At 65.3% G+C, this 25,044-nt stretch carries 21 protein-coding genes; 10 read left to right on the top strand and 11 right to left on the bottom strand.

Going from position 1 to position 25,044, the window contains the following annotated elements:
• Positions 1-87 precede the first annotated feature (87 nt).
• From I6F38_RS27395 to I6F38_RS27380, 4 genes are all read left to right on the top strand, one after another.
• A complete protein-coding gene (locus I6F38_RS27395) occupies positions 88-1,617 on the top strand; it encodes a CHASE3 domain-containing protein (protein WP_225162523.1) in 1,530 nt (509 codons plus the stop codon).
• Positions 1,614-2,054, top strand: coding sequence for a response regulator (locus I6F38_RS27390; RefSeq protein ID WP_092084305.1), 441 nt, complete (start codon positions 1,614-1,616; stop codon positions 2,052-2,054). Before I6F38_RS27395 ends, I6F38_RS27390 begins: the two co-directional genes overlap by 4 nt.
• Positions 2,051-3,142 (top strand): response regulator, encoded by a 1,092-nt coding sequence (locus I6F38_RS27385; RefSeq protein ID WP_225162522.1) that lies wholly within the window; start codon positions 2,051-2,053, stop codon positions 3,140-3,142. Before I6F38_RS27390 ends, I6F38_RS27385 begins: the two co-directional genes overlap by 4 nt.
• 203 nt (positions 3,143-3,345) lie before the next feature.
• On the top strand, positions 3,346-3,981 hold the full coding sequence (locus I6F38_RS27380) for a hypothetical protein (RefSeq protein ID WP_225162521.1): 636 nt from the start codon (positions 3,346-3,348) through the stop codon (positions 3,979-3,981).
• A gap of 25 nt (positions 3,982-4,006) precedes the next feature.
• On the opposite strand, the gene I6F38_RS27375 is transcribed toward I6F38_RS27380, so the two are convergent.
• The 7 genes from I6F38_RS27375 to I6F38_RS27345 form a co-directional block, all read right to left on the bottom strand.
• Positions 4,007-4,333: a BA14K family protein gene (locus I6F38_RS27375; RefSeq protein WP_225162520.1), complete on the bottom strand. Its 327-nt coding sequence runs from the start codon at positions 4,331-4,333 to the stop codon at positions 4,007-4,009.
• An 11-nt stretch (positions 4,334-4,344) separates the two neighbouring features.
• Positions 4,345-4,653, bottom strand: a complete 309-nt coding sequence (locus I6F38_RS27370; RefSeq protein WP_225162519.1) for a hypothetical protein — start codon at positions 4,651-4,653, stop codon at positions 4,345-4,347.
• An 8-nt stretch (positions 4,654-4,661) separates the two neighbouring features.
• Positions 4,662-6,134, bottom strand: coding sequence for an efflux transporter outer membrane subunit (locus tag I6F38_RS27365; protein ID WP_225162518.1), 1,473 nt, complete (start codon positions 6,132-6,134; stop codon positions 4,662-4,664).
• Positions 6,135-9,419: an efflux RND transporter permease subunit gene (locus I6F38_RS27360; protein WP_225162517.1), complete on the bottom strand. Its 3,285-nt coding sequence runs from the start codon at positions 9,417-9,419 to the stop codon at positions 6,135-6,137. It abuts the gene before it with no gap.
• A 3-nt stretch (positions 9,420-9,422) separates the two neighbouring features.
• Positions 9,423-12,530, bottom strand: a complete 3,108-nt coding sequence (locus I6F38_RS27355) for an MdtB/MuxB family multidrug efflux RND transporter permease subunit (RefSeq protein WP_225162516.1) — start codon at positions 12,528-12,530, stop codon at positions 9,423-9,425.
• Complete coding sequence (locus tag I6F38_RS27350) at positions 12,527-13,744, bottom strand: MdtA/MuxA family multidrug efflux RND transporter periplasmic adaptor subunit (protein WP_225162554.1); 1,218 nt, start codon at positions 13,742-13,744, stop codon at positions 12,527-12,529. Before I6F38_RS27350 ends, I6F38_RS27355 begins: the two co-directional genes overlap by 4 nt.
• 277 nt (positions 13,745-14,021) lie before the next feature.
• Positions 14,022-15,467, bottom strand: coding sequence for a DASS family sodium-coupled anion symporter (locus tag I6F38_RS27345; protein ID WP_225162515.1), 1,446 nt, complete (start codon positions 15,465-15,467; stop codon positions 14,022-14,024).
• Positions 15,468-15,690: 223 nt separating this feature from the next.
• Here I6F38_RS27345 and aat point away from each other — a divergent pair, with 223 nt between their 5' ends.
• The gene (aat, locus tag I6F38_RS27340; RefSeq protein ID WP_225162514.1) at positions 15,691-16,371 is read left to right on the top strand and encodes a leucyl/phenylalanyl-tRNA--protein transferase; all 681 of its coding nucleotides are present in this window, start codon (positions 15,691-15,693) and stop codon (positions 16,369-16,371) included.
• 101 nt (positions 16,372-16,472) lie between these two features.
• Here aat and I6F38_RS27335 read toward each other — a convergent pair whose 3' ends face one another.
• Entirely contained in the window at positions 16,473-17,474 is a 1,002-nt protein-coding gene (locus tag I6F38_RS27335; RefSeq protein ID WP_225162513.1) for a DUF2155 domain-containing protein, read from the bottom strand.
• A 246-nt stretch (positions 17,475-17,720) separates the two neighbouring features.
• Here I6F38_RS27335 and I6F38_RS27330 point away from each other — a divergent pair, with 246 nt between their 5' ends.
• The 4 genes from I6F38_RS27330 to I6F38_RS27315 all read left to right on the top strand — a co-directional run bounded on the left by I6F38_RS27330 (position 17,721) and on the right by I6F38_RS27315 (position 21,489).
• Positions 17,721-18,500: an SDR family oxidoreductase gene (locus I6F38_RS27330; protein WP_225162512.1), complete on the top strand. Its 780-nt coding sequence runs from the start codon at positions 17,721-17,723 to the stop codon at positions 18,498-18,500.
• Between the two features lie 111 nt (positions 18,501-18,611).
• Entirely contained in the window at positions 18,612-19,553 is a 942-nt protein-coding gene (locus tag I6F38_RS27325; RefSeq protein ID WP_225162511.1) for an alpha/beta hydrolase, read from the top strand.
• A 163-nt stretch (positions 19,554-19,716) separates the two neighbouring features.
• Positions 19,717-20,940, top strand: a complete 1,224-nt coding sequence (locus tag I6F38_RS27320) for an SLC13 family permease (RefSeq protein ID WP_225162510.1) — start codon at positions 19,717-19,719, stop codon at positions 20,938-20,940.
• Positions 20,941-20,949: 9 nt separating this feature from the next.
• Positions 20,950-21,489, top strand: a complete 540-nt coding sequence (locus I6F38_RS27315; RefSeq protein ID WP_225162509.1) for a hypothetical protein — start codon at positions 20,950-20,952, stop codon at positions 21,487-21,489.
• 246 nt (positions 21,490-21,735) lie between these two features.
• On the opposite strand, the gene I6F38_RS27310 is transcribed toward I6F38_RS27315, so the two are convergent.
• Complete coding sequence (locus tag I6F38_RS27310; RefSeq protein WP_016844520.1) at positions 21,736-21,954, bottom strand: hypothetical protein; 219 nt, start codon at positions 21,952-21,954, stop codon at positions 21,736-21,738.
• 122 nt (positions 21,955-22,076) lie between these two features.
• Positions 22,077-23,015: a GlxA family transcriptional regulator gene (locus tag I6F38_RS27305; RefSeq protein ID WP_225162508.1), complete on the bottom strand. Its 939-nt coding sequence runs from the start codon at positions 23,013-23,015 to the stop codon at positions 22,077-22,079.
• Positions 23,016-23,170: 155 nt separating this feature from the next.
• Between I6F38_RS27305 and I6F38_RS27300 the strand changes: the two genes are divergently transcribed.
• Positions 23,171-23,857, top strand: a complete 687-nt coding sequence (locus I6F38_RS27300; protein WP_225162507.1) for a DJ-1/PfpI family protein — start codon at positions 23,171-23,173, stop codon at positions 23,855-23,857.
• Positions 23,858-24,228: 371 nt separating this feature from the next.
• On the opposite strand, the gene I6F38_RS27295 is transcribed toward I6F38_RS27300, so the two are convergent.
• Positions 24,229-24,639: an NADH:ubiquinone oxidoreductase subunit NDUFA12 gene (locus tag I6F38_RS27295; protein ID WP_225162506.1), complete on the bottom strand. Its 411-nt coding sequence runs from the start codon at positions 24,637-24,639 to the stop codon at positions 24,229-24,231.
• Positions 24,640-25,044 lie beyond the last annotated feature (405 nt).

Genomic DNA, 25,044 nt, shown 5'->3' with positions numbered 1-25,044 from the left:
TGGAACCCAGCCCTTCCTCAAACGTACTATAGGGTTATTGGCTTTCCACGGGGACGCGTTGAATCCCACTCCCATAGCGAGATCGTCGTGACGGTCGTTTCACGACGCCGATCGACGTTACAGATCCTCCTGCTGTCGGCGGGATTTTTCGTGCTGGTCGCGGTCAGCGTGGCGTCCGTCCTGCTGGTCAACAAGGCGCGCGAGGACAACGCCTGGGTGATTCACACCGTCGAGACCGACAGCCAGATTGCCAACCTGCTGCTCGACGTCAGGCGCGCCGAAAGCGCGACCAGGGCGTATCTGCTGACATCAGCACCACAATACCTGTCCGAGTACCAGTCCGCGGCAGCGGGAGTCCCTGCCGCGCTCAACCATCTTCAGATGATGACCGTGGACAATCCGGCGCAGGTCGCCAATGCCGCGAAGCTCAAGGCCGCCGTCGAGCAGCGGCTGGCCGAGTTCGCGCTCAGCATCGAGCGCGTCAAGAACAACGACACGGCGACCAGCATCGACGTCCTGCGCAAGACCACATCGACCGATGCGGTGGAGGCGATCGTCCGGATCGCCCGCGACATCCGCACCGAGGAGGATCGTCTGCTGGCGCTGCGCACCGCGACGGCGGACAAGACCCAGGTGCTGGCCTCCTCCGTCACGATCGCCGGCTCCTGCATGGTGCTGGCGCTCGCCGCTCTCTCGGTGGTGCTGCTGCGGCGATCGTCGCGGGCGCGCGACGAGGCCGAGGCCAGGTTGCGCGACAGCAACGTCAATCTCGAAACCATCGTCGACGAGCGCACCTCCGACCTGCGCGAGGCCAACGAGGAAATCCAGCGCTTCGCCTATATCGTCAGCCACGATCTGCGCTCGCCGCTGGTCAACATCATGGGCTTCACCAGCGAGCTCGAGGAACTGCGCGGCGACATCTTCAAGCGGATCGCCACGCTCAATCGCGCCGCCTCGCTGGCGCCGGCGATGCCGGAAGACGCGACCGATGTGGCCGAGCCCGAGCTCGAAGGCTCCGACAAGCAGCTATCCGACGACTTCAACGAATCGCTCGGCTTCATCAAATCGTCGATCGCCAAGATGGATCGCCTGATCAGTGCGATCCTCAATCTCACCCGCGAGGGCCGCCGCGAGTTCAAGCCCGAACGCATCGATCTGCGCGAGCTGATCGACGGCATCGTCAAGACGATGGCTCACCAGGCCGTCGAGGCCAATGCGACCGTCGAGGTCGGCGCGCTGCCCAATATCGTCAGCGACCGTCTCGCGCTGGAGCAGATCTTCTCCAATCTGGTCGACAACGCACTCAAGTACCTCAGGAACGGCGTTCCCGGCGAGATTTCGATCGAGGGCCGCACCAAGCTCGGCTTCGCGATCTTCGAAGTCACCGACAACGGCCGCGGCATCGATCCGAAGGACCACCAGCGCATCTTCGATTTGTTCCGTCGGGCCGGAACCCAGGACAAGCCCGGTCAGGGCATCGGGCTTGCCCATGTCCGCGCACTTGTGCGCAGACTGGGCGGCACCATGTCGGTAGCATCGGAACTTCACAACGGCAGCACCTTCACGATCACGCTGCCTATCAATTGGTCAGGCAAGAACCGGGACAAAGTGACATGAGTGATCCAGTCACCATCATCATGATCGAGGACGACGAGGGCCATGCCCGCCTGATTGAGCGGAATATCCGGCGCTCGGGTGTCAACAATGAGATCATCCCGTTCACCAACGGTACAGAGGCGGTCAACTACCTGTTCGGCAAGGATGGCAGCGCCGTCGAGCGCAAGGGCCAGGCCCTGCTGATCCTGCTCGATCTCAATCTGCCCGACATGACCGGCATCGATATTCTGAGGCGGGTCAAGGAGAACAAATATCTCAAGTCGACGCCGGTGGTCGTGCTGACCACGACCGACGACTCCCAGGAGATCAAGCGTTGCTACGAGCTGGGTTGCAACGTCTACATCACCAAGCCGGTGAACTACGAAAGCTTCGCCAACGCCATTCGTCAGCTTGGCTTGTTCTTTTCCGTGATTCAGGTGCCGCCGGCTTCCGTATGACCAGCGCAACGCCGACACTGCTCTACATCGACGACGACGCGGCGCTGGCGCGCCTCGTCGAACGCGGGCTGACGCGCGCGGGCTACAAGGTCGTGCACGCCGCTAGCGGCCAGGAAGGCCTCGACCGGCTCGCCCAGGGCGGCATCGACGTCGTCGCGCTCGACCAGTACATGCCCGGCCTCGACGGGCTGGAGACGCTGGAGCAGATCCTCAAGATACCGGACGCTCCGCCGGTGGTGTTCGTCACCGCCTCGCAGGATTCGGCGATCGCCGTCACCGCACTGAAGGCCGGCGCGGCGGACTATCTGGTCAAGGACGTCAGGGGCGAATTCATCCCCCTGCTCCAGGTCGCGGTGAACGGCGCGATCCGGCAGGCCGCGCTCCAGAAGGCGCGCGACGAGGCCGAGGCCGAGGTGCACGCCTCGCGCGACCGCTACGCCGCGCTCGCCGCAGAGCGTGAGGTTCTGCTCCGCGAGGTCAATCATCGCGTCGGCAATTCGCTGCAGATCATTGCCTCGTTGCTGCATCTGCAGGCCAACTCCGCGACCCAACAGGATGTGAAGGCCGCGCTCACCAACGCGATGGGGCGCGTCGCGGCCGTTGCACAGGTGCACCGCCGCCTCTACACCTCGCACGACTTCAAGACGGTGATGCTCAACCAGTATCTCGAGGCGCTGCTCGAGGATCTCCGGCGATCGGCCGAAGGCAACAAGATGTCGCGGCTGACCTTGAAGGCCGACCCGATCGAGATCGATCCCGACCGCGCGGTCGCGATCGGCATCATCGTCAACGAGCTGGTGATGAACGCCGTGAAATACGCCTATCCCGACGGCGCCGGCCCGATCCATGTCGAGCTGAAGCCGCAAGGCGACGATCTGCAGCTCGCGATCAGCGACGACGGGGTCGGCTTTTCCGACAAGACCGATCCGCGCGGCACCGGCATGGGCCAGCGGATCGTCAGCGCGATGGCAGCCAAGCTCGATGCCAGCGTCGAGCGCGACCCCGGCCACAAGGGCACCCGCTTCGTGGTGCGGTTCGCCCGCGTCAGCCCGGCGCTCGACAAATCGACAAGCGCCGCCGCCAGCTAATGTCGCCAATTTCGGCAAATTCGATTGACTTGTCCGGTTCGCTTTAACGACTGCGTCATGCTGTTGATGAATCGCGGCGCGCCAGGCCTGACCGATTAAGGAAGTTCTGGGCGTCCCTTGCGATGCTTGTGCCAACTGCTTGGCAGGAGCGGCACGCGATGTTCGGGCGCAGGCCAGTTTTTGGAAAGAAGCAAGAGACGACCTTGGGCGAGCTCAAGGAGACCGTGCGTCCGGCGCCGGGCGCCGACGGAGCGACGCCCGCTTTTCACAAGCAGCAGTGGGATCACCCGCTGATCGGGTCGATGCTGCGCGATGCAGGCTTCGCGCCTGACGACGAAGCCAGCATCGTGCCAACGGCAGACAATCGCCTTGCCGTGTTCGCTGCGGCCAACAAGCGATTGCAGGACCGTACCGAGACCTTCAACCGCGACATGACGGCGCGGCACGGCCATTGCCACGCGGTGCCGTTCCTGGTCATCGACCAGAAAATCTGGGATGGACCGCATGGCGCGTTTCTCTACGCGCAGATGAGGCTGATCGGCTACGACGAGTGGAACGTGATCATGCTGGCAGGAGACCCGCAGACCACGGCGTCATGCGGCCTGGCAGGCCATCCCGGCTTCCTTCCATCAGTGACGCAAGTCATGACCGAGCATGTGATCGCGTGGAAGGCGCGGCACAACGCCCTGCTCGAGACGTACGGAATTACCGCGACCGGTGGCCGGGATATCTCGCACGAACAATACGAGATGGAAAAGGACATGCTGCGCAACGAAATCATCGACAAGGCCGGCTGGATGAAGCCGCGTATCATCGACGAGCTCTTGCGCAAGGTCTAGAGGCATCAAGCCTCTGCGAAGCGCCTCACTCGTGCCTGCCGCGCTGCCGGCGCGCGCGGTGCGGACGGCAGTCCTGACACGGTGCGCCAAACACCACCTGCGACGGATAGGGCCGCGCGGAATGCCACGGCGTCGAGCCGAACAGGCCGGCCGCACCGAACCCCGCGCTGAAGGGATCGGCCGCGAAATTGCCAGGGAAATAGCCGTTGCTGCGAAAATCGCGATCGTCGTCCCTGCCGTCGAAATACGCGCCGCCGGTGCTGCCGTAGCGCAGCGGCCGCTGCTGGGCCGATGCCGCGGCTACGCTCAGCGCGATGGCGGCGCAGGCGATCAGTCCTCTCATTGCAATCATGGCCAAACCTCTCATTGCGGAAGGGTGCCCCAGTCGCCCTTCCAGGCGATCAGGCGTCCCTTGCCGAATTGCAGATAGAGCCCGTCGCTGCGCCTCGACAGCACGCTGCCCCTGACATTGGGCAGCGCGACGAACAATTCATTGCCCGGCGTGCCGCGCACGTAATTCAGGGGAACGCCGAGCGACTGGCTGGCCTGGTCGGCGCTCATGCCGAACGCGAGCGGAACGCTGTTCGGTGGCCGCTGCTGCGCGCGGGACGCGCCGGTCGATGCGCCTAGCGCGATGGCGAGGACAACGAGGAGTGTCGCGAAACGCAGCATGGCTGACCTCATGGCACCGCCGCCGCCAGCGTACCGGCGGGCGTCCAGCCGCCGCCGAGCGCCTGGAACAGGCTGCTCGCCGCCAGCAGCTTGTTGAGCCGGACCGTAACCAGATTGTTTTCTGCCGTGAACAGCGTCTGCTGCGCCTGCAGCACCGTGATCAGGTTGACCGTGCCGCCGCGCAGCTGCGTCTCGGCGACCTCGAACGCCTTGCGCGAGGCGGCGACGACGTCGGACTGCAGGCGCTCCTGCAACGTGTACTTCTGCAACGCGATCAGCGCCTTCTCGACATCGGCGAAGGCCGACAGCACCGCCTTGCGATAGGCCTGCAGGTTTTGCAGCTGCTGGCCCTTGGCGAGCTTGAGCTGGCTCTCCAGCAGGAAGCCGTCGAACAGCGGCTGGGTCAGCCCGGCGGCGAGCGTGTAGTACCAGGCGCCGGGCGCGAACAGCGCGGCAAGCGCCGCGCTCTGGAAGCCGGTGGTGCCGGTCAGCTGGATCTGCGGAAAGAATGCCGCGCGCGCCGCGTCGACGCTGAAATTGGACGACGCCAGCTGCGCCTCGGCCTCGCGGACGTCAGGCCGCTGGTAGAGCAGTTCCGACGGCAGTCCCGGCGTGACGCGCGGCACCGCGATCTGCGTGGTGGAGCCGCCGCGCACCTTGAAATCGGCCGGCGCGCGCGCCACCAGCACGGCGAGCGCCGCGGTGTTCTGCCCGACCGTCACCTCGAGCGGCGGGATCGCCGCGCGCTGCGTGGCGACCAGCGCCTCCTGCTGCGACAGATCGAGCTGCGAAGCGGTGCCGCCGGCGAATTGCGACTTGATCAGCGCAAGGATGCGCTCGGCCGCCGCGAGGTTGCGGCGGGTGACCTTGATCTGGTCCTGCGCCGCCAGCAGCTGGAAATAGGTATTGGCGACCGTCGCCATCATGGTCAGCGCGACTACCTCGCGATTGTAGCGCGCGACGGTCGCGCTCTCCTCCGAGGCCGACAGCGTCGCGCGGTTCTTGCCCCAGAAATCGACGATGTAGCTGGCGCTTAGCCCCAGGCTGTACTGCGAGAAGGTGCCGCTGGTGCCGAACGACGAACTGGATCCCGTTGCCACACGCTGACGCTCGGCATTCGCCGATCCGGAGATCGACGGCAGCAGCGCGGCGCCGGACACGCCGACCTGGGCGTCGGCCTGCACGATCTGGGCGATCGCCACCGCGATGTCGAGATTGTAGAGCTGCGCGGACTCCATCAGCCCGGTCAGCTCGGGCGAGCGGAAGCCGCGCCACCAGGCAAGCGCCGGAACAGCCGCGTCGGCATCGCCTTTGGCCGCAGTCTTGTAGCTCGCCGGCACTTCGAGGCTGAGCTCCGGCTTCTCCGCCCCGGGAATACAGCCGGACAGACCGAGGCTGAGGCCGCCGAACGCCGCCACGCGCAGAAACCGGATCGGCTTGCGCATCAACTGAAGATTTCGCAACGCTGTACCTGTCGGCATTTACTCGCCCGGTTGAAGTGAGGAGCCCGGCGTCCGCATCGCGCCGCCGCGGCGCACGCGCTGGGCCCACAGGCGGAACCGGTCGAGATAGAGGTAGATGACCGGCGTCGTGTAGAGCGTGAGGACCTGGCTCAAGATCAGGCCCCCGACGATGGCGATGCCGAGCGGCTGCCGCAGCTCGCCGCCGTCGCCCATGCCGATCGCCAGCGGCACCGCCCCGAGCAACGCGGCCATCGTCGTCATCATGATGGGGCGGAAGCGCAGCAGGCAGGCCTCCCGGATCGCCTCGAGCGGCTCCAGCCCGCGCCTGCGTTCCGCCTCCAGCGCAAAGTCGATCATCATGATGGCGTTCTTCTTCACAATGCCGATCAGCAGGATGACGCCGATCAGCGCCATGATACTGAACTCGGTCTTGAATGCCATCAGCGCCAGCAAGGCGCCCACACCCGCCGAGGGCAATGTGGACAAGATGGTCAGCGGATGGATGTAGCTTTCGTAGAGCACGCCCAGCACGATATAGATCGTCACCAGCGCCGCCAGGATCAGGAACGGCTGGTTGCTCAGCGAGTCCTGGAACGCCTTGGCGGTCCCCTGGAAGGTGCCGCGGATCGTGGCCGGGACCCCGATCCGGTTCATCGTCGCCTCGATGCTGCCGACCGCCGTGCTCAGCGACACGTTCGGCGGCAGGTTGAACGAGATGGTGTTGGCGACCAACAGGCCCTGGTGATTGACAGCAAGCGGCGTCGCGCCCTGCTTGAATGCTGCAACTTCCGACAGCGGGATCATGGTCTCGCTGCTGGTGGAGACGGCCGATCCGGTCGAGGCAACGCCCTTCCCGGTCGAACCGATCGAATTAGTTGCCTGGTTGCGCGCGGCCTGGGCGTTGGCCGCACTGGCCGCACTCGAGCTGCCTGGGGTGACGACCGTGCCTGCCACCGCGTTGGTCGATTGCGACCCGCCGACCGATCCGCCGGACGTGCTGATAAAGACGTCCTTCAGCGTCTCCGGATTCTGCCAGTAGCGCGGCGCGACCTCCATGATGACGTGATACTGGTTGCGCGCGACATAGATCGTCGACACCTGCCGCTGGCCGAAGGCGTCGTAGAGCGTGTTGTCGATCTGGCTCACCGTGATGCCGAGCCGGGCCGCGGCGTCGCGATCGATCACGAGATCGGATTCCAGGCCCTTGTTCTGCTGGTCGCTGTTGACGTCGGCGAGATCAGGATCGCGCTGCAAGGCCGCCGCGATCTTCGGCGTCCATTCATTGAGCTCCTCCAGCGTCGATCCCTGCAGCGTGTACTGATACTGCGCGTTCGAGGCCCTGCCCCCAACCCGGATGTCCTGCACCGCCTGCAGGAACAGGCTCGCACCCGGCACCACCGACATCTCGCGGCGCAGCCGCGCGATCACGGCGTCGGCGCCGATCTTGCGCTCATCGAGCGGACGCAGCGAGACGAACACGAAGCCGGAATTGGTCTGCCCGCCGCCGGTGAAGCCGACCGCCGTCTCCACCGCCGGATCGCGCTTGATGATGCCGACGAACTGCGCGAGCTTCTGCTGCATCAGCTGGAACGACACGCTCTGGTCGGCCTGGATCGAGCCGACCAGCCGGCCGGTGTCCTGCTGCGGGAAGAAGCCCTTCGGGATCACGTCGTAGAGATAGAAGTTGAGGCCGAACACCGCCGCCAGGATCAGCATCACCGACAGCGGATGCGCCAGCGCCGCGGTCAGCGTTCTGCGGTAGAAGTTCAGCATCGCCTCGAAGAAGCGCTCGCTCGCCCAATAGAGCCGGCCATGGCCGCCGGCGTCCGGCTTGAGCAGCACGGCGCACATCATCGGCGTGGTCGCCAGCGAGACCGCGAGCGAGATCAGGATCGAGATCGAGATCACCATCGCGAACTCGCGGAACAGCCGCCCGACGATGCCGGCCATCAGCAGGATCGGGATGAACACCGCGATCAGCGAGATGCTCATCGACAGCACGGTAAAGCCGACCTCGTTGGCGCCCTTCAGCGCCGCCTCGAGCGGGCTCAGGCCGTCCTCGATGCAACGGGTGACGTTCTCCAGCACCACGATGGCGTCGTCGACCACGAAGCCGGTCGCGACCGTCAGCGCCATCAGGGAGAGATTGTCGAGGCTGTAGCCGAACAGGTACATCGCCCCGAAGGTCGCGACCAGCGACACCGAGACCGCCACCACCGGAATGAAGGTGGCGCGCGCATTGCGCAGGAACGCGAACACCACGATGATGACCAGCAGCACCGCCAGAACGAGGGTTCGTTCGACGTCCCGGAGCGAGGTGCGGATGGTGGTCGAACGGTCGACCGCAAAGCCGATATCGATCGCCGGCGAGACCGATGCCTGCAGCTGCGGCATCAGCCCCTTCACGAGGTCGACGGTACTGATGATATTGGCGTTCGGCTGCCGGTAGAGGATGATCAGCACCGCCGGCTTGCCGTTGGCGAGCCCGGCATTGCGCAAATTCTCGACGCCATCGGCCACCTCGCCGACGTCGGAGAGATGAACCGGCGCGCCGTTGCGGTAGGCCACGATCAGCGACTTGTAGTCGTCGGCCTTGTTGGCCTGGTCGTTGGCATAGACCTGGTAGCGCTGGTCGCCGACGTCGATGCCGCCCTTGGGGCTGTGGGCGTTGGCGCTCGACAGCGCCGCGCGGACGTCTTCCAGGCCGATGCCGTATTTGTAGAGCGCCTGCGGGATCAGATCGACGCGCACGGCCGGCAGCGAGCTGCCGCCGACCACGACCTCGCCGATGCCCTCGACCTGCGACAGCTTCTGCGCCAGCACCGTGGAGGCGGCGTCGTAGAGATCGCCGCGCGTCAGCGTATCCGACGTCAGCGTCAGGATCAGGATCGGCGCGTCGGCCGGGTTGACCTTGCGGTAGGTCGGATTGCTGCGCAGGCTGGTCGGCAGGTCGGCCCGCGCCGCATTGATCGCGGCCTGCACGTCGCGCGCCGCACCGTTGATGTCGCGATTCAGCCCGAACTGCAGCGTGATGCGGGTCGCGCCCACCGAGCTCGACGACGTCATCTCGGTGACATCGGCGATCTGGCCGAGATGGCGCTCGAGCGGACTGGCGACCGTGGTCGCGACATCCTGCGGGCTGGCGCCGGGCAGCGTCGCCTGCACCGAGATGGTCGGGAAATCCACCTGCGGCAGCGGCGACACCGGCAGCTTGAAGAACGCGACGATGCCGGCCGCCGCAAGCCCGAACGTCAACAGCGTGGTCGCGACCGGCCTACGAATGAAGGGCGTTGACGGATCCATGACTCAACGCGACCCACTCGCCTCGCCGATCTCGTCCGCCCGCCCGGCAAACCGCAGCGCGAGACGATCGAACCAGAGGTAGATCACCGGTGTCGTGAACAGGGTCAGCAGCTGGCTCACCAGCAGGCCGCCGACGATCGAAATGCCGAGCGGATTCCGCAGCTCGGACCCCGCGCCGCTGCCGAGCATCAGCGGCAGCGCGCCGAGCACGGCAGCCATCGTCGTCATGATGATCGGCCGGAACCGCAGCAGGCAGGCCTGGTAGATCGCCTCCCGCGGCGGCTTGCCCTCGTTGCGCTCGGCATCGAGCGCGAAGTCGATCATCATGATCGCATTCTTCTTCACGATGCCGATCAGGAGGATGATGCCGATGATCGCGATGATCGTGAGATCCTGTCCGGCCATCATCAGCGCCAGCAGCGCGCCGATCCCGGCCGAGGGCAGCGTCGAGAGGATGGTTAAAGGATGGATGAAGCTCTCATAGAGCACGCCGAGCACGATATAGACCGTGATGATCGCGGCGAGGATCAGGAACAGCTGGTTGGACAGCGAGGACTGGAACGCCAGCGCCGCACCCTGGAAGCTCGTGATCATGCCGAGCGGCTGGTTGATGTCGGCCTGGGCCTGCTTGATCGCCGTCACCGCCCCGCCGAGCGAGGCGCCGGGCGCGAGATTGAACGAGACGGTCGCCGACGGGAACTGGCCGAGATGCGAGATCTGCAGCGGCGCGGTCTCCACCCGTATCTTGGCCATCACCGACAGCGGCACCGGCGTCGAGCCCACCGATGACGGCAGATAGATCGACGACAGCGAATCCAGCGACGTCTGCAGCGACGGATCGGCCTCGAGGATCACGCGGTACTGGTTCGAATTGGTGAAGACGGTCGAGACGATGCGCTGGCCGTAGGAATCGTACAGCGCGTTGTCGATCGTCGCCGGCGTGATGCCGAACCGCGCCGCCTGGTCGCGGTCGATGTCGACGAATACCGAGAGCCCCTGCGCGGAGATGTCGCTGGTGACGTCGCTGAGCTGGGGCAATTCCCGGAGCTTGTCGACCAGCTTCGGCGTCCATTCCGCAAGCTCGTTCGGATCGGCATCCTGCAAGATGAACTGGTACTGCGTCCGGCTCACCGTGCCTTCGATGGTGAGGTCCTGGACCGGCTGCATGTAGAGCGTGATCCCGGTCAGCGCCGCCGTGCTGGCCTTGATCCGGTCCATGATCGTCGAGACATTGGCCTTGCGCTGCTCATGCGGCTTCAGATTGATCAGGATGCGGCCGCTGTTCAGCGTGGTGTTGGTGCCGTCGACGCCGATGAACGAGGACAGGCTCTGCACGTCCGGATCCTTCAGGATCGCGCTGGCGAGCCGCTGCTGCCGCTCGGCCATCGCCGCATAGGACACCGATTGCGGCGCCTCGGAGATCGCCTGGATCACGCCGGTGTCCTGCACCGGAAAGAAGCCCTTGGGGATAACGACATAGAGCAGCGCCGTGAGACCAAAGGTGGCGAGCGCGATCAGCAGCACGAAGGTTTGGCGATCCAGCACCCAGTTGAGCATCCGGGCGTAGATCGCGATTACGGCATCGAAGCCTTCGCGGCTCAGCCGCTGGAAGGTGTTTTCCCGCGCCATGGCCTCCGGCTTCAGCAGCTTCGCGCAGGCCATCGGCACCAGGGTCAGCGACACCACGGCGGAGATCAGGATCGTCACCGACAGCGTGATGGCGAATTCGCGGAACAGGCGGCCGACGACGTCACCCATGAACAGCAGCGGGATCAGCACCGCGATCAGCGACACCGTCAGCGAGATGATGGTGAAGCCGATCTGCTCGGACCCGCGCAGCGCGGCCTCGAGCGGCGACTCGCCTTCCTCGATGTAGCGCGAGATGTTCTCGATCACGACGATGGCGTCGTCGACCACGAAGCCGGTCGCGATCGTCAGCGCCATCAGCGACAGATTGTTCAGGCTGAAGCCGAACAGATACATCGCGCCCAGCGTGCCGACCAGCGAGAGCGGCACCGACAGGCTCGGGATCAGCGTGGCGCGGGTCGAGCGCAGGAACACGAAGATCACAAGCACGACCAGGATCACGGCGAGCGACAGCTCGTATTCGACGTCGCGGACCGAGGCCCGGATCGTGACGGTGCGGTCGGTCAGAATGTTGAGGTCGATCGCGGCCGGCAGCGTGGCCTGCAGCTGAGGCAGCAGGTCCTTGATGCCCTGCACCACCGAGATGACGTTGGCGCCGGGCTGGCGCTGGATGTTGAGGATGATCGCCGGCGTCTCGTTCATCCAGGCGCCGAGCTTGTCGTTCTGCGCGCCGTCGACGACGTTGCCGACGTCGCTGAGGCGGACCGGCGAGCCGTTCTTGTAGGCGATGATCAGCGAGCGGTAGTCGCTGGCATTGCGGATCTGATCGTTGGCGTTGATGGTGTAGGCACGCATCGCGCCGTCGAAATTGCCCTTCGGCGTGTTGACATTGGCGTTGCCGAGCGTGGTGCGGAGATCGTCGATGTTGAGGCCATAGGCCGCGAGCTTGCGGATGTCAGCCTGGATGCGCACCGCGGGCCGCTGGCCGCCGCTGATGCTGACGAGGCCGACGCCGGGCAGTTGCGAGATCTTCTGCGCCAGCCGCGTATCGACGAAATCCTGCACCTGGGTCAGCGGCATGGTCTTCGAGGTCAGGCCGAGGGTCAGGATCGGCGCGTCAGCCGGATTGACCTTGGCGTAGATCGGCGGCGCCGGGAGGTCCGACGGCAAGAGATTGCCCGCGGCATTGATCGCGGCCTGCACCTCCTGCTCGGCGACGTCGAGCGAGATCGACAGGCCGAATTGCAGCGTGATCACAGACGAGCCCGCCGAGCTCACCGAGCTCATCTGGGTCAGATTCGGCATCTGGCCGAGCTGCACCTCGAGCGGCGCCGTCACCGACGAGGTCATCACGTCGGGGCTCGCGCCCGGATAGAAGGTCTGCACCTGGATGGTCGGGTAGTCGACCTCCGGCAGCGCCGCGACCGGGAGAAATCTGAACGCCAGCATGCCCGACAGCATGATGGCGATCATCATCAGGGTCGTCGCTACCGGCCGCAGGATGAATGGCCGCGACGGGTTCATTTCTTCCCGTCCTCGGACCGCTTGTGGTGGCCGCCTCCGGGATCAGCGCCGTCCTTACTATCTCCCTTGCCGTCTCCCTTCGCGGCCCCGTTCGCCGCCCCCTTGGCCGCAGCGGCAGGGTTCGCGGCGTCAGTGGCGGAGCGCACGACCACCTTCGCACCCTCGCGCAGCTTGTCGGCGCCGTCGATCACGATGCGATCGCCGGCCACGAGCCCGGACAGCACCTCGACCCGGTCGCCGTCGGTGACGCCGAGCTTGACCGGCCGAACCGAGACCGTGCTGTCGGCGTTGACGAGATAGACGAAGGTGCCGGGGACACCGCGCTGGATGCCGGCGGTCGACATCGTCGTCGCATCCTTGTGGGTATCGAGCAGCAGGCGGACGTTGACGAACTGGTTCGGATAGAGCGTGCGCTTGTCGTTCTCGAACTGCGCGCGCAGCTTGATGGTGCCGGTGGTCGCATCGATCTGGCTGTCGAAGGTCTGCAACGATCCCTCGGCGAGCTTGTTGGCGCCGCTGCGGTCATAGGCCGCCGTCGGCAGCACCGCGCCCTCCCTCAACCGCTTCGCGACCGCCTGCAGATTGTCCTCCGGCAGCGTGAACAGCACGCTGATCGGCTCGAGCTGCGTGATCACGACGAGGCCGTTGGTGTCGCCGGGCGTCACATAGTTGCCGAGATCGACCTGGCGCAGTCCGACGCGCCCGTTGATCGGCGACACGATGCGACAATATTGCAAATTCACCTCGGCCGACTTCACCGAGGCGCGATCGGCTTCTACCGTGCCCTGGTACTGCGCGACGAGCGCGACCTGGGTGTCGAGCGTCTGATGCGGCACGGCGTTCTGCGCGGCGAGGTTCTGGTAGCGGGTGAGATCGACCTGGGCGCCCTTCAGCTGCGCCTCGTCGCGGGCGAGCTGTCCCTTGGCCTGCGCCAGCGTCGCCTCGTAGGGGCGCGAATCGATCTCGGCGATCAGGTCCCCTTTTTTGACCTCATCGCCCTCCTTGAAATCGATCTTCATCAGATAGCCGCTGATCTGGCTCCTGATCGTCACCGTCGCGAGCGACGTCACCGTGCCGAGCGCATTCAGGCTGACGCCGATATCGCCCTTGCCGATCGTCTCCGGTACGATCGACATCGGTCCGGCGTTGCGCCCGCCACCGGCCTGCGGCGGCGCGGCCTGCTGCCGCGTCCACCAGACGATGCCTGCCAGCACCGCCAATACGAGACATCCCGTCAGAAACCCCCGCCAACGCGACCCTCGCCTGGTCCGCTTGGGCGCCACAATCGACGGGTCTTTGATCTGCTGGTCCATAACCTGCCCACGAAGAAACACGAATGAGCTCGCGCGGCTCTATGTGTCCCCTGAACTCCGCGCGCGCCACATCCGACGAAGCATTTTGAAGGCTTCTGCCGGACAAAGCGCGTTAAGAATTGTAAAGGATAGCGGCTCTTCCCGGTCGGCCGCTGTTTCTCGCTGGATTGTGGCTATTTTACCCGATCATTTGTAACCAGGGCAACACGATCAGCAACAATCCGGCAAAGTAGATCAGGCCGAAGATCAGCCCGAATTTCCAGAAGTCGCCTTTGCCGATATAGCCGCTGCCGTAATACATCGGCGCCGGTCCCGTGGCATAGGGCGAGATCACGCCCATCAGGCCCAGCGAATAGACGCAGAGCAGCATCAGGGTCTGCACCGACAGGCCGGGAATGCTGGAGCCGACGGCGAGCACCACCGGCAGCACCGCGGCGGTATGCGAGGTGATGCTCGAGAAGAAATAGTGGATCCAGAAGAAGAAGGTGACGAGCAGGATCATCCCGACCATCGGCGACGTGCCGGAAAGCGGCTTGGCATAGCCCTCGGCCACCCATTTGATGAAGCCGATCTCGTTGAGGCCCGACGACAGCGTGAGAAGCGAGGTGAAATAGAAGAATACCTCCCACGCGCTCTTCTCCGCGACGATGTCCTCGAACGCGATCACGCCGGTCAGCAGCATCAGCGAGATCACGACGAACACGACCGTGGTCGCGTTGATGAAATTCGAGCCGAGCAGCGGCACGCTGATGTTGGGGTTGGAGCCGCAGATCCACAGGAACATCGCGAGCACCACCAGCACCGCCATGATCCATTCGTGCCGCGACGGCGGCCCCATCTTGGCGAGCTCGCCCTCGCTCCAGGTCACGATCTCGGGGCTCTCCTTGATCTCGGGCCGGCAGACCAGATAGCTGAGCAGCGGCACCAGCAGCAGCAAGAGGATCCCGAGCGGCGCGAAGCCGATGAACCATTGCGACCAGCCGACCTCGATGTTGACGAGCTTCTTGGCGATCGAGAGCGCGGCGGCGTTCGGCGCCAGCGCGGTCAGGAACAGCGAGCTGGTGACGGCCGTGGTCGCGAACGCGGTCCACATCACGAAGGTGCCGATCTTGCCCGCGGTCGGGCCGGGCTCGGAGCCGTAGATGCGCGGGATATTGCTGACGATCGGATAGATGGTGCCGCCCGAGCGCGCGGTGTTGGATGGCGTCGCCGGCGCCAGCACGAGATCGGAGAACGCCACCGCGTAGCCGAGCCCGATGGTGCGGCGGCCGAGGCCGCGCACCAAGAGCAGCGCCAGCCGGCGGCCGAGCCCGCTCTTGCGATAGCCGATCGAGAACACGAAGGCGCCGACGATCAGCCACACCGTGCTCTCGGAAAAGCCGCCGAGCATCCAGCGCAGCGATTTGTTCGGGTCGTGCTCGACATAGCCGCCGATGCCGGCGACCGTCAGGCCGATCAGACCGACCGCGCCGACCGGCATCGATTCCAGGATCAGCCCGGTGATCACGGCGGCGAACACCGCGAAATAGTGCCACTGATTGGCGTTCAGCCCCGAAGGCACCGGGACCAGATAGATCACCAGCCAGACCAGCAGCGGCGCAAACGTCCGCCATGACCATTTCATGCAGCGTCCCCCTCACCTGTGTCGATTGTCGGGCGCGCAAGCCGCCGTGTCCCGGCAGCGCCGCCATGTTTTTGTTGCAATCTAGCACGACCGCGCAGTCCGTCTCGGGAAACTGCGGCGGAACGGCGCGGCTTGTGGAGGAACCGGCGCGTTTCGTCAACACGTAGCGTCCGGGTGGCAGCCCCCATCGCAAGACCGCCCGCGCTTTGCTATCCTTGGCGGCATGACGTCACGCGACTCCGCCTCCTCCGAGATCACGCCCGAGGTGCTGCTGCGCGCCTATGCCTGCGGCATCTTCCCGATGGCGGAGAGTGCCGACGATCCGACCCTGTTCTGGGTCGAGCCGGAATTGCGCGGCGTGATTCCGTTCGACGGCTTCCGTGTCGCCTCCCGCTTGGCGCGCACCGTGCGCTCGGATGCCTTCACGGTCACCGTCGATACCGCGTTCAAGGCCGTGATCGCCGGCTGCGCGGCGCCGCAGCCCGGCCGCGACGACACCTGGATCAACAGGCGCATCCGCGATCTCTATGTCGGGCTGTATGCGTCGGGCCATTGCCACAGCGTCGAGGTCTGGCAGGACGACAATCTGGTCGGCGGGCTCTACGGCGTCAGCCTCGGCCGCGCCTTCTTCGGCGAAAGCATGTTTCACACCACGCGCGATGCATCGAAGGTCGCGCTGGTGCATCTGGTGGCGCGGCTGATCGCGGGCGGGTTCGAGCTGCTCGACACGCAATATGTGACGGAGCACCTGAGGACGTTCGGCGCGATCGAGATCTCGCGGCGCCGCTATCGCACGCTGCTCGACAAGGCGATCACGGGCGCGCCGGCGGATTTCCGCAAGCTCGACGCCACCCAGCCGGTCAAAGGTACCGATGCGCTGGCGATCATCGCCGAGCGCAATTGATCTCGTAGCCCGGATGCAGCGAAGCGCAATCCGGGACAAGTCTCTCCGCGGAAAGAAAACCCGGATTTCGCTTTCGCTCCATCCGGGCTACGCAGTGTCGCCTAATTCCCGAACAATCCGCCGAACAACCCGCCCGGCCGCTGCTGTTGCTGGGGCGGCGGAGGCGGCTGCTGCTGGTATTGCGGCTGCGGCTGCGGCGGCGGACGCGGCGCGGCCTGCTTCGGCGGCGCGCGCTTCTGGGCCGGCGGCGGCGGAGGCGTCGGCGCCTTCGGCGGATCGGGCGCGGCGGTCACGATGGTCTGGTCCGGCCCTTTGCAGTCGGTCAGCCAGATGTCGTAGATCGGATGCTCGACGCCGTGCAGGCCGGGGCTCGCCGCGAACATCCAGCCCGAGAAGATCCGCTTCACCTCGCCCTGGAGCGTGATCTCGTCGACCTCGACAAAGGCGTCGGTGTTGGCGGCTTCCGTCGATGGCCTCGTGTAACAGGCATCGGTCTTCACCCGCAGCGCGCCGAACTGCACGGTCTCTCCGATATCCTCGTCGAAATTGATGATGCGCCCAGTGATCTTGTCGAGACCTGAGAAGCTCGCCTTCTTGTTGGTGATCTTGGTCGACGGCGGCTCCTGCACGACCTCGTCGCCCGGCTGCAACGTGGCAGGCGTCTGCGGCGGGGTGCCTTGGGGCGTGCCCTTGGGACGCTGCCCCGGCGGCAGCGGGTTGGCACCGGGCGGCGTATTGGCAACGGCGGGACCGCCGGGTTGCGGCGGCTGCACGGCGACGCCGGGCTGGGTGTCCTGCGGAGCCACCGTCGAGCCCGGCGGCGGCGCCAGCGGCTGCGACTGCACGCTGCCGGGCGGCGGCACCGCCTGGCCTGGCGGCAGCGCCCGCGGCTGCGTCGGCAACAGACGGCCGCGCGGCAATTCCGGCACTTCCTCGTCGTCGTCGCTGGGAGGAGCCGGCTGACCACGCGGGATCGAACCGGGCGGACGCGGCGCGGGATCGGAGAAAATCGTTCCGATCTGCGCGCGCGCGGGCGGCGCAAGCGAGATGGTTGAGGCGGCAACCAGGGCCGCAAAGCCAGTCAGGGCAACGGTTCGAAGCATCTCGCGCGGCTTTAAAGGGCGAATCGGGCTCGCGACAGTCTACCTTGATATCGGCCGCTCGCAGGGCACCGGTTAACACGCCGAATACGGCGGGGAAAGGGCACCCGGCCACCTCTCCCCGGTCCACTGGGCAGCCTCTGGTCACTCCTGGGAACACGTGTGATAGTCCTCACGCTGAAGGCACGCGGCCACGCGTCAAAACCAGGAAAATCCGGATCGAACCGGACCAGCCAGAGGAAACCCACCATGCCCGATCGCATCAGGCTCGACGGCCGGGTCGCCGTCGTCACCGGAGCTGCCGGCGTCATCGGAACCGCCTCGCTCCAACTGCTCGCCGAACGGGGTGCGCGGATTGTCGCAGTCGACCGCAAGGGCGCCGATCTCAAAGCCGCCATCAGGGACCTGCCCGCCTCGGCCGAGGCCCTCGCAATCGAAGCCGACGTCACCGACGAGAACGAGGTCAAGGACTATGTCCGCGCCGCCGTCGACCGCTTCGGCACCATCGATGCCTTCTACAACAACGCCGGCGTCGAGGGCGACATCAGGCCGATCCCTGAATATTCGCTGGAGAGCTTTCGCCGGGTGCTCGATGTCAATGTCGTCGGCGTCTTCCTCGGCATGAAGCATGTGCTGCCTGTCATGCTGAAGCAGAACAAGGGCAGCATCATCAACACCGCCTCGATCGCCGGCCTCGTGGGATCACCGATGATCGCGGTCTACAGCGCGAGCAAGCACGCGGTGATCGGGCTGACCAAGAGCGCGGCCTGGGAATGCACCGGCACCGGCGTGCGGGTCAATTGCGTCTGCCCCGGCATGATCGAGAGCCGGATGCTGAGCACGATCCTGCAGGGCCGCTCCGGCGGCAACGCGCCGCCGCCGATCGAGAAGATCGTCGACCGCATCCCGGCGCGCCGGCTCGGTCTCGCGAGCGAGGTTGCCTCCATCGTCGCTTTTCTTGCCTCCGACGAGGCGAGCTACGTCTCCGGCTCCGCCTACACCGTCGACGGCGGCCGCACCGCCGCCTGACACGACCGTCATTCCGGGATGGTGCGCAAGCACCAGACCCGGAATCTCGAGATTCCGGGTTCGATGCTTCGCATCGCCCCGGAATGACATCACCAAAAGAAGGTCCCCCCAATGCCCGTCGTTCTCGATCCCGATGCCGCTGCCGTCTACAAGGCGTTCCAGGAGGCCGGCCGTCCCGCCTATGAGACGCTGACCGCGCCGGAAGCGCGCGACTATTACCGAGCCGCCCGCGTCGTCTCCAATCCCGAGCCGCCCGCGCTGCAATCGAGCAAGCCGCTCGCGATCCCGGCGCCGCACGGCACGATCCCTGCCCGCATCTACACGCCGAACACGCTGCGCAAGAAAGACGGGCTCGCACCCTGCCTGGTGTTCTTCCACGGCGGCGGCTGGGTGATCGGCGACCTCGATACCCATGAGGTGGTTTGCCAGAAGCTTGCCCATGAGGGCGAGCTGATCGTGATCTCGATCGATTATCGCCTCGCGCCCGAGCATCGTTTCCCTGCTGCGGTGGACGACGCCGTCACCGCGACCCGATGGGTCGCCGCCAATGCCAGGGATCTCGGCATCGACGCCGCGCGCCTGATCGTCGGCGGCGACAGCGCCGGCGGCAACCTCGCGGCGGTGGTTGCCCTGACCGCCCGCGACGGCGGGCCGAAGCTCGCGGCCCAGCTGCTGATCTATCCCGCGACCGATTTCTCGCGGAAGCATCCCTCGCATCGCGAGCCCGAGACCAGCATCCTCCTGACGCACTCGGTGATCGGCTGGTTCGCCAACCATTATCTCGGCGACGCCGACAACAACGACTGGCGTGCCTCGCCGGCGCGCGCGAAGGACTTTGCCGGATTGCCGCCGGCCTATGTGCTGACCGCCGGCGCCGATCCGCTCCGCGACGAAGGCGACGAGTATGCGAAATTCCTCAAGGACGCCGGCGTGCCGGTGACCTACCGGCATTTCCCCGGCCAGTTCCACGGCTTCTTCACCATGGGCAAGCTGCTCAATCAGGCCAATATCGCGGTGACCGAGATCAGCGCCTGGCTGAAGACGCTGGGCTAAGCAATCGGACCCGCGGCGACGTGGCTGGCGTCGTCCCGATCAAGGCTCGCGAGCGCATCGCGAGCCTGTTGCGGCGTTAGCGCGCCTTGAAGTTCCCCACGCCGCGCGATAGTGCCGCCGTCAGCGCTTCACGCCGTCGGGCACTCCAGCCATCGAGATCGTCTTGCTCACGCCACTCCTCATCTACGGTATCCCGCTCGATTTCATCCTGTTCGCGCTGACGCTGCTCGGCGTTGCGATCTTCCATCACCACACGCTCGCGGTGGCGCTGACGGGCCTTGCCGCGATCGTCGCCTACAAGCTGCTGTTCGCGGGCTTTGCGAAATTCGGCGCCGGCCTGCCCGGTCTTGCGCATCACATGGAGCATGAGTGGGTCACGCTCGCCAACCTGTTCCTGCTCCTGATGGGCTTTGCGCTGCTGTCGCGCCATTTCGAGGAGAGCCGCATTCCCGACGAGATGCCGGCGCTGCTGCCCGATGACTGGAAGGGCGGACTGATCCTGCTGGTCATCGTGTTCGTGCTGTCGGGCTTCCTCGACAATATCGCGGCCGCGCTGATCGGCGGCACCGTGGCCCGCCACGTGTTCCGTGGCCGCGTCCATATCGGCTATCTCGCGGCCATCGTCGCCGCATCGAATGCCGGCGGCGCCGGCAGCGTCGTCGGCGACACCACGACGACGATGATGTGGATCGACGGCATCAGCCCGCTCACGGTCGTGGAGGCATATGTCGCAGCCATCGTCGCGATGCTGGTGTTTGCGGTGCCGGCCTCGCTGCAACAGCACCGCTTTTCCCCGATCGTGAAGGATGCACCGTCCGGCCTCAGAATCGACTGGGCGCGGGTTGCGATCGTGGCCGTGATCCTGCTCGCCGCGCTGACGGCCAATGTGACGGCCAATCTGAAGTTCCCCGCGCTGCTCGATACGCTGCCCGTGCTCGGGCTCGCCGTCTGGGCCGCGATCCTGGTCACCTCGGTGCTGCGGCGGCCGGACTGGTCGGTGATGCCCGAGACGCTGAAGGGCACCGTCTTCCTGCTCGCGCTGGTGACGGCGGCCTCGATGATGCCGGTCGAAAAATTGCCTGCCGCATCGTGGCAGACCGCGCTCGGGCTCGGCTTCGTCTCGGCGGTGTTCGACAATATTCCCCTGACCGCGCTGGCGCTGAAGCAAGGCGGCTATGACTGGGGCTTCCTCGCCTACGCGGTCGGCTTTGGCGGGTCGATGGTCTGGTTCGGCTCGTCGGCGGGCGTTGCGGTGTCCAACATGTACCCGGAAGCCAAATCGGTGGTCCGGTGGATCACCCAGGGCTGGCCGATCATGGCGGCCTATGTCGTCGGCTTCTTTGTGATGCTCGCACTGCTTGGCTGGCACCCCGACGCGCCACATTGACGCAACACAATGCTGCAGCGCACAATTGCGCTTGCCTCAAAACTGTGGAAAATCGAGACAATTCCGTTGACATTGCTAAACTCCATTCGCCGTAACAAGTTATGGAGAGTTCGCATGAGTGTTAGTGCAGAAGTCCTCGCCCGCGCTCCGTCGGAGCAGATGGAGGACGAAATCAACACGGTGACTTCGCATCGACCACGCAGCAACATCCGGCCCCTCTCGCCGATGCCGGACTATGTCGAGCATCGCAACGGCGTCAACGAGGTGGGCAAGCTGTCGGCCGAGGCGGTGGTACGCGAATATGAAGCGGCGGTGAAAGAGATCGAGGCCCTTGGATCGGAACTGCAATTGGCCGCCAAGAACTGCGAGGTCATGGTCGCAGGCGTTCATGACATGATCGCGGAGATCAAGGAGTTCGCTGCCGGTTACCGCGATCAGGGCAAGCGTTTCTTCCTGCAGATCGAAGCCGTCTCGTTGATGACCGCGGAGGTCAGGGATACCTGCGAAGCACTCAAGAAGAAGATCGCAACCGATACATTGGGCCAGTGATTTTTCGGTTGAAGCCCGTTTCGTGATCAGAGCATCCGTGGATCTCTGCGATCGTGGGCTGATCCTGTATTGGTGAATGACTGCGCTATTCCGGCGCGGCGGAACCGTTAGTTCTATTCAAGACCAAATCGCTCAACACTAAGTCGTTCAACATCTTGCCCCGCTTCGGCGGGGCTTTTTTGTTGCGAGACGCGTGATCTCAGCACGGGTCGCGTGCTCGAACGGGCCGGACCTTTGTCCATGACCTCAGCGCGCGTCAGCGGCACGCCCGGTCATGTCCGTCGCCGGAGGCAAATCGGATATCGCGGACCAGCGGTCGCTGAAATCCTTGGCCGGGAGCGAGTCCGTGCCGGCGACGGCAATGCCGTCGGTCCGGGGCGCGTGCGACTTGATGGTCGCGGCGGTCGCGGTGACAGCCAGCAGGGCGACAGCCACGAACCCGGTAATCGTTCGATGCTTTGTCATTAGAACCTCCTCGGGTCCCCAATGCCCACTTAACGTGGGTCACGGGAACCCTCGTCAGGTTCATCACTGCAAAGCCGACATGGATCGGGTGAAATCGGACAACGAGCTTGTCCCAAACGGGCCTACCCGGCCCGCGCCGCACGCCGCAACGATTGCGGCGGCTGGCCGAAGGCGCGGATGAAGGCGCGGCGCATCCGCTCGGGATCGCGGAAGCCGGTGATCTCGGCGACGCGCTCGATCGCCTCGCCCGACGATTGCACGCGCTGCCGCGCGACTTCGATCCTGAGCCGCTCGACCGCTTTCGATGGCGTCGTGCCGGTCTCCGCGACGAAGGCGCGGGTGAAATGCCGCGAACTCATCCCGGCCTTGTCGGCGAGGTCCTCGACCGTCAGCGGCGCATCGAGATGCTCGCGCGCCCAGGCGAGCAGCGGCCCGAACCGGCCGTTCGGCGTCTTCAATTCCAGCAGCGAGGAAAACTGCGACTGCCCGCCGCTGCGCCGATGATACAGCACGAGTTGCCGCGCGGTGTTCTGCGCGACCTCGTCGCCATAGTCCTCGGTGATCATCGCGAGCGCGAGGTCGATGCCGGCGGTGATGCCGGCCGAACTCCAGATATTGCCGTCACGCACGAAGATCTGGTCCGGCTCGAGCTTGATCTTGGGATAGGTCTTCACGAAATGCGGCGTGCGCTGCCAGTGCGTGGTGGCGCGGCGGCCGTCGAGCAGGCCCGCCTCGGCCAGCACATAGGCGCCCGAGCAGACGCTGGCGACGCGAATGCCGCGGCCGGCCATCCGCCGCACGAATGACAGCGTGGCTGGACAGGTCGCCGGCGTGCGTACGCCGTTGCCGCCCGCAATGATCAGCGTCGTGATCGCCGTCGCTGGCTTGAGGCCGCGCGCGAGCATCTCCACACCGGACGAAGAGCGCACCGGTCCAGCCTTCACCGCAAGCGTCCTGATCGCCGGCGCGTTGTTGGCGAAGCGCGCCGCGATCTCGAAGGCCGCGATCGGCCCGGCCGCGTCGAGCAGCTGGAAGTCGGGAAAGATCAGGATGCCGATCATCGCCAAATCCTCGCAGGTGACGTTACTTTCTTGGCGATCCTCTCTCGGGAGCCTTGCTTCAGGAGACCTGCGTCCGAAAATGAGGGAAATACGCCATTTTGGACGAGAGGCCATCATGACATCGTGGTTCCGTCAAGCGCTATTTGGAGCCCCCGATGACCGAACCCCTGCAGATTGGATTGCTCGTCTTCCCGAAGGTGACCCAGCTCGACCTGACCGGTCCGCTGCAGGTGTTCTCCTCGGTCCCCGGCGCCAAGGTGCATCTGATCTGGAAACGCATCGAACCCGTTACGACCGATTCCGTCATGGTCCTGACGCCGACCACGACCTTTGCCGATTGCCCGCAGCTCGACGTGATCTGCGTGCCCGGCGGCTTCGGCACCGACGACATGGTCGGCGACGAGGAGATGCTGGCCTTCCTGCGCAAGCAGGCCGAGGGTGCGAAATACGTCACGTCGGTCTGCACGGGATCGCTGGTGCTCGGCGCTGCCGGCCTGCTCAAGGGCTATCGCGCCACCACGCATTGGAGCTCGATTGATTTCCTGTCGAGCTTCGGGGCCATTCCGACCAGGACGCGCGTCTGCGTCGACCGCAACCGCTTCACCGGCGGCGGCGTCACCGCGGGCATCGACTTCGCGCTGACGCTGGTGTCGGAGGTCGTCGACCGCAAGACCGCGGAAGCGATCCAGCTCAGGCTCGAATACAACCCGGCCCCGCCGTTCAACGCGGGCTCGCCGGATACCGCCCCGGCCGAGATCCTCGCTTTCATGAAAGAGCGGATCGCGCCGTCGCAGGCGCGCCGCGCCGACTTGATGGGCCGTGCCGCGGCACGGCTGTCCTGACCTGATCACCGCAAAGAAAAAGGCCGCCCGGTTTCCCGAGCGGCCCTTCCTGTCTCACGGTAGCCTCACATTTGCGGGCGATTTCAGGACGTCTGTACCGGGGGCCTATCTCCCGGCCGCATCCAACTCGGAGGCCGCTGCATATCGGGACAGTCGCGATCTGGAGCCCGATCCGACGCGATGGTTTCCCATCTCCGTAAGATGGCCCTATTGAGCCGCGAACCCGCGCCCGGCGCAAGCGGACAGCATCGGCTGCGGCCGATCTGTCCCCGCTGTTACCGTTGTTCACAGGCGCGCGTTTGCGCTGCCGAGCGTGTGCGATGCACGCGCGTCGTTACGCACCTGCACGTCAGAACAACAATGCGTGAAAGTCAGCTTCCCGGCGTCCAGGCGTGATAGTCGCCGGTCGCCTTGGGGCGGCGGCCGCTCGCCAGCGTCGAGCCGGACGGGCGGTAAGCCTGTGCGGTGCCGGTCAGGTTCGGCAGATGCGGCTTCTCCCATTCGCGCGCCTGGTAGCCCTCCTCGGTCGGCGGCACATCGACGGTGTGATGCAGCCAGCCGTGCCAGCCGGCCGGAATGCGGGAGGCTTCGGCGTAACCGTTGTAGACCACCCAGCGACGCTCGAAATGCAGCGTCGGATCGATCTCACCGCCCTTGGTGCGGTAATAGCGGTTGCCCTGCTCGTCCTCGCCGACCAGTTCGCCGAATCGCGAGGTCCACAATTGCGTGCCAAAGGTCTGGCCATTCCACCAGGTGAAGAATTTCAGCAGGAATTGTTTCATGCGTGGCCGGTCGTCGGTTCGAGACTATGCGGCTCTGATGCCACCTCATTCCCCAAATGTCCAGCCGCCGCCAAGGTAGCCCCGCACCCCTCGGACAGCCCCCGGTTTATGCACCCATTTGGCGACCAAATGACGCGCTCACGAGGAGTTTTGTTCAGCTGCCATACATGAGCCGCCGGCTACGCGAAGATGACCCACAATCAATGTGGAGCACGGGAACGTCCGACCACAGAGATGGTTAGACATTCACCGTTTTGATGGAGTCCAAAATGATCAATATGAAGGTTCTGAGCACCGCCGCGGCTCTGGCGCTTGCGCTGCCGTTGGCTGTGTCGCCGACCGTTTCGTTCGCCCAGTCTGCCGCACAGATGGGTGCGATGGGCGGCGGCTGTCTCTTATCCACAT

This window comes from Bradyrhizobium sp. BRP56, from assembly GCF_020194035.1.
Taxonomy (GTDB): Bacteria; Pseudomonadota; Alphaproteobacteria; order Rhizobiales; family Xanthobacteraceae; genus Bradyrhizobium; species Bradyrhizobium australafricanum.
This window is presented reverse-complemented; position numbering and strand designations above follow the sequence as displayed.

Excerpts from the sequence above, each read along its gene's own strand:
- I6F38_RS27315 (WP_225162509.1), top strand. The coding sequence starts at position 20,950 with ATGCTGCAGCGCACAATTGCGCTTGCCTCAAAACTGTGGAAAATCGAG.
- I6F38_RS27305 (WP_225162508.1), bottom strand. The coding sequence starts at position 23,015 with ATGATCGGCATCCTGATCTTTCCCGACTTCCAGCTGCTCGACGCGGCC.
- I6F38_RS27385 (WP_225162522.1), top strand. The coding sequence starts at position 2,051 with ATGACCAGCGCAACGCCGACACTGCTCTACATCGACGACGACGCGGCG.
- I6F38_RS27355 (WP_225162516.1), bottom strand. The coding sequence starts at position 12,530 with ATGAACCCGTCGCGGCCATTCATCCTGCGGCCGGTAGCGACGACCCTG.
- I6F38_RS27325 (WP_225162511.1), top strand. The coding sequence starts at position 18,612 with ATGCCCGTCGTTCTCGATCCCGATGCCGCTGCCGTCTACAAGGCGTTC.
- I6F38_RS27295 (WP_225162506.1), bottom strand. The coding sequence starts at position 24,639 with ATGAAACAATTCCTGCTGAAATTCTTCACCTGGTGGAATGGCCAGACC.
- I6F38_RS27360 (WP_225162517.1), bottom strand. The coding sequence starts at position 9,419 with ATGGATCCGTCAACGCCCTTCATTCGTAGGCCGGTCGCGACCACGCTG.
- I6F38_RS27390 (WP_092084305.1), top strand. The coding sequence starts at position 1,614 with ATGAGTGATCCAGTCACCATCATCATGATCGAGGACGACGAGGGCCAT.
- I6F38_RS27330 (WP_225162512.1), top strand. The coding sequence starts at position 17,721 with ATGCCCGATCGCATCAGGCTCGACGGCCGGGTCGCCGTCGTCACCGGA.
- aat (WP_225162514.1), top strand. The coding sequence starts at position 15,691 with ATGACGTCACGCGACTCCGCCTCCTCCGAGATCACGCCCGAGGTGCTG.
- I6F38_RS27335 (WP_225162513.1), bottom strand. The coding sequence starts at position 17,474 with ATGCTTCGAACCGTTGCCCTGACTGGCTTTGCGGCCCTGGTTGCCGCC.
- I6F38_RS27370 (WP_225162519.1), bottom strand. The coding sequence starts at position 4,653 with ATGCTGCGTTTCGCGACACTCCTCGTTGTCCTCGCCATCGCGCTAGGC.
- I6F38_RS27310 (WP_016844520.1), bottom strand. The coding sequence starts at position 21,954 with ATGACAAAGCATCGAACGATTACCGGGTTCGTGGCTGTCGCCCTGCTG.
- I6F38_RS27365 (WP_225162518.1), bottom strand. The coding sequence starts at position 6,134 with ATGCCGACAGGTACAGCGTTGCGAAATCTTCAGTTGATGCGCAAGCCG.
- I6F38_RS27300 (WP_225162507.1), top strand. The coding sequence starts at position 23,171 with ATGACCGAACCCCTGCAGATTGGATTGCTCGTCTTCCCGAAGGTGACC.
- I6F38_RS27375 (WP_225162520.1), bottom strand. The coding sequence starts at position 4,333 with ATGATTGCAATGAGAGGACTGATCGCCTGCGCCGCCATCGCGCTGAGC.
- I6F38_RS27345 (WP_225162515.1), bottom strand. The coding sequence starts at position 15,467 with ATGAAATGGTCATGGCGGACGTTTGCGCCGCTGCTGGTCTGGCTGGTG.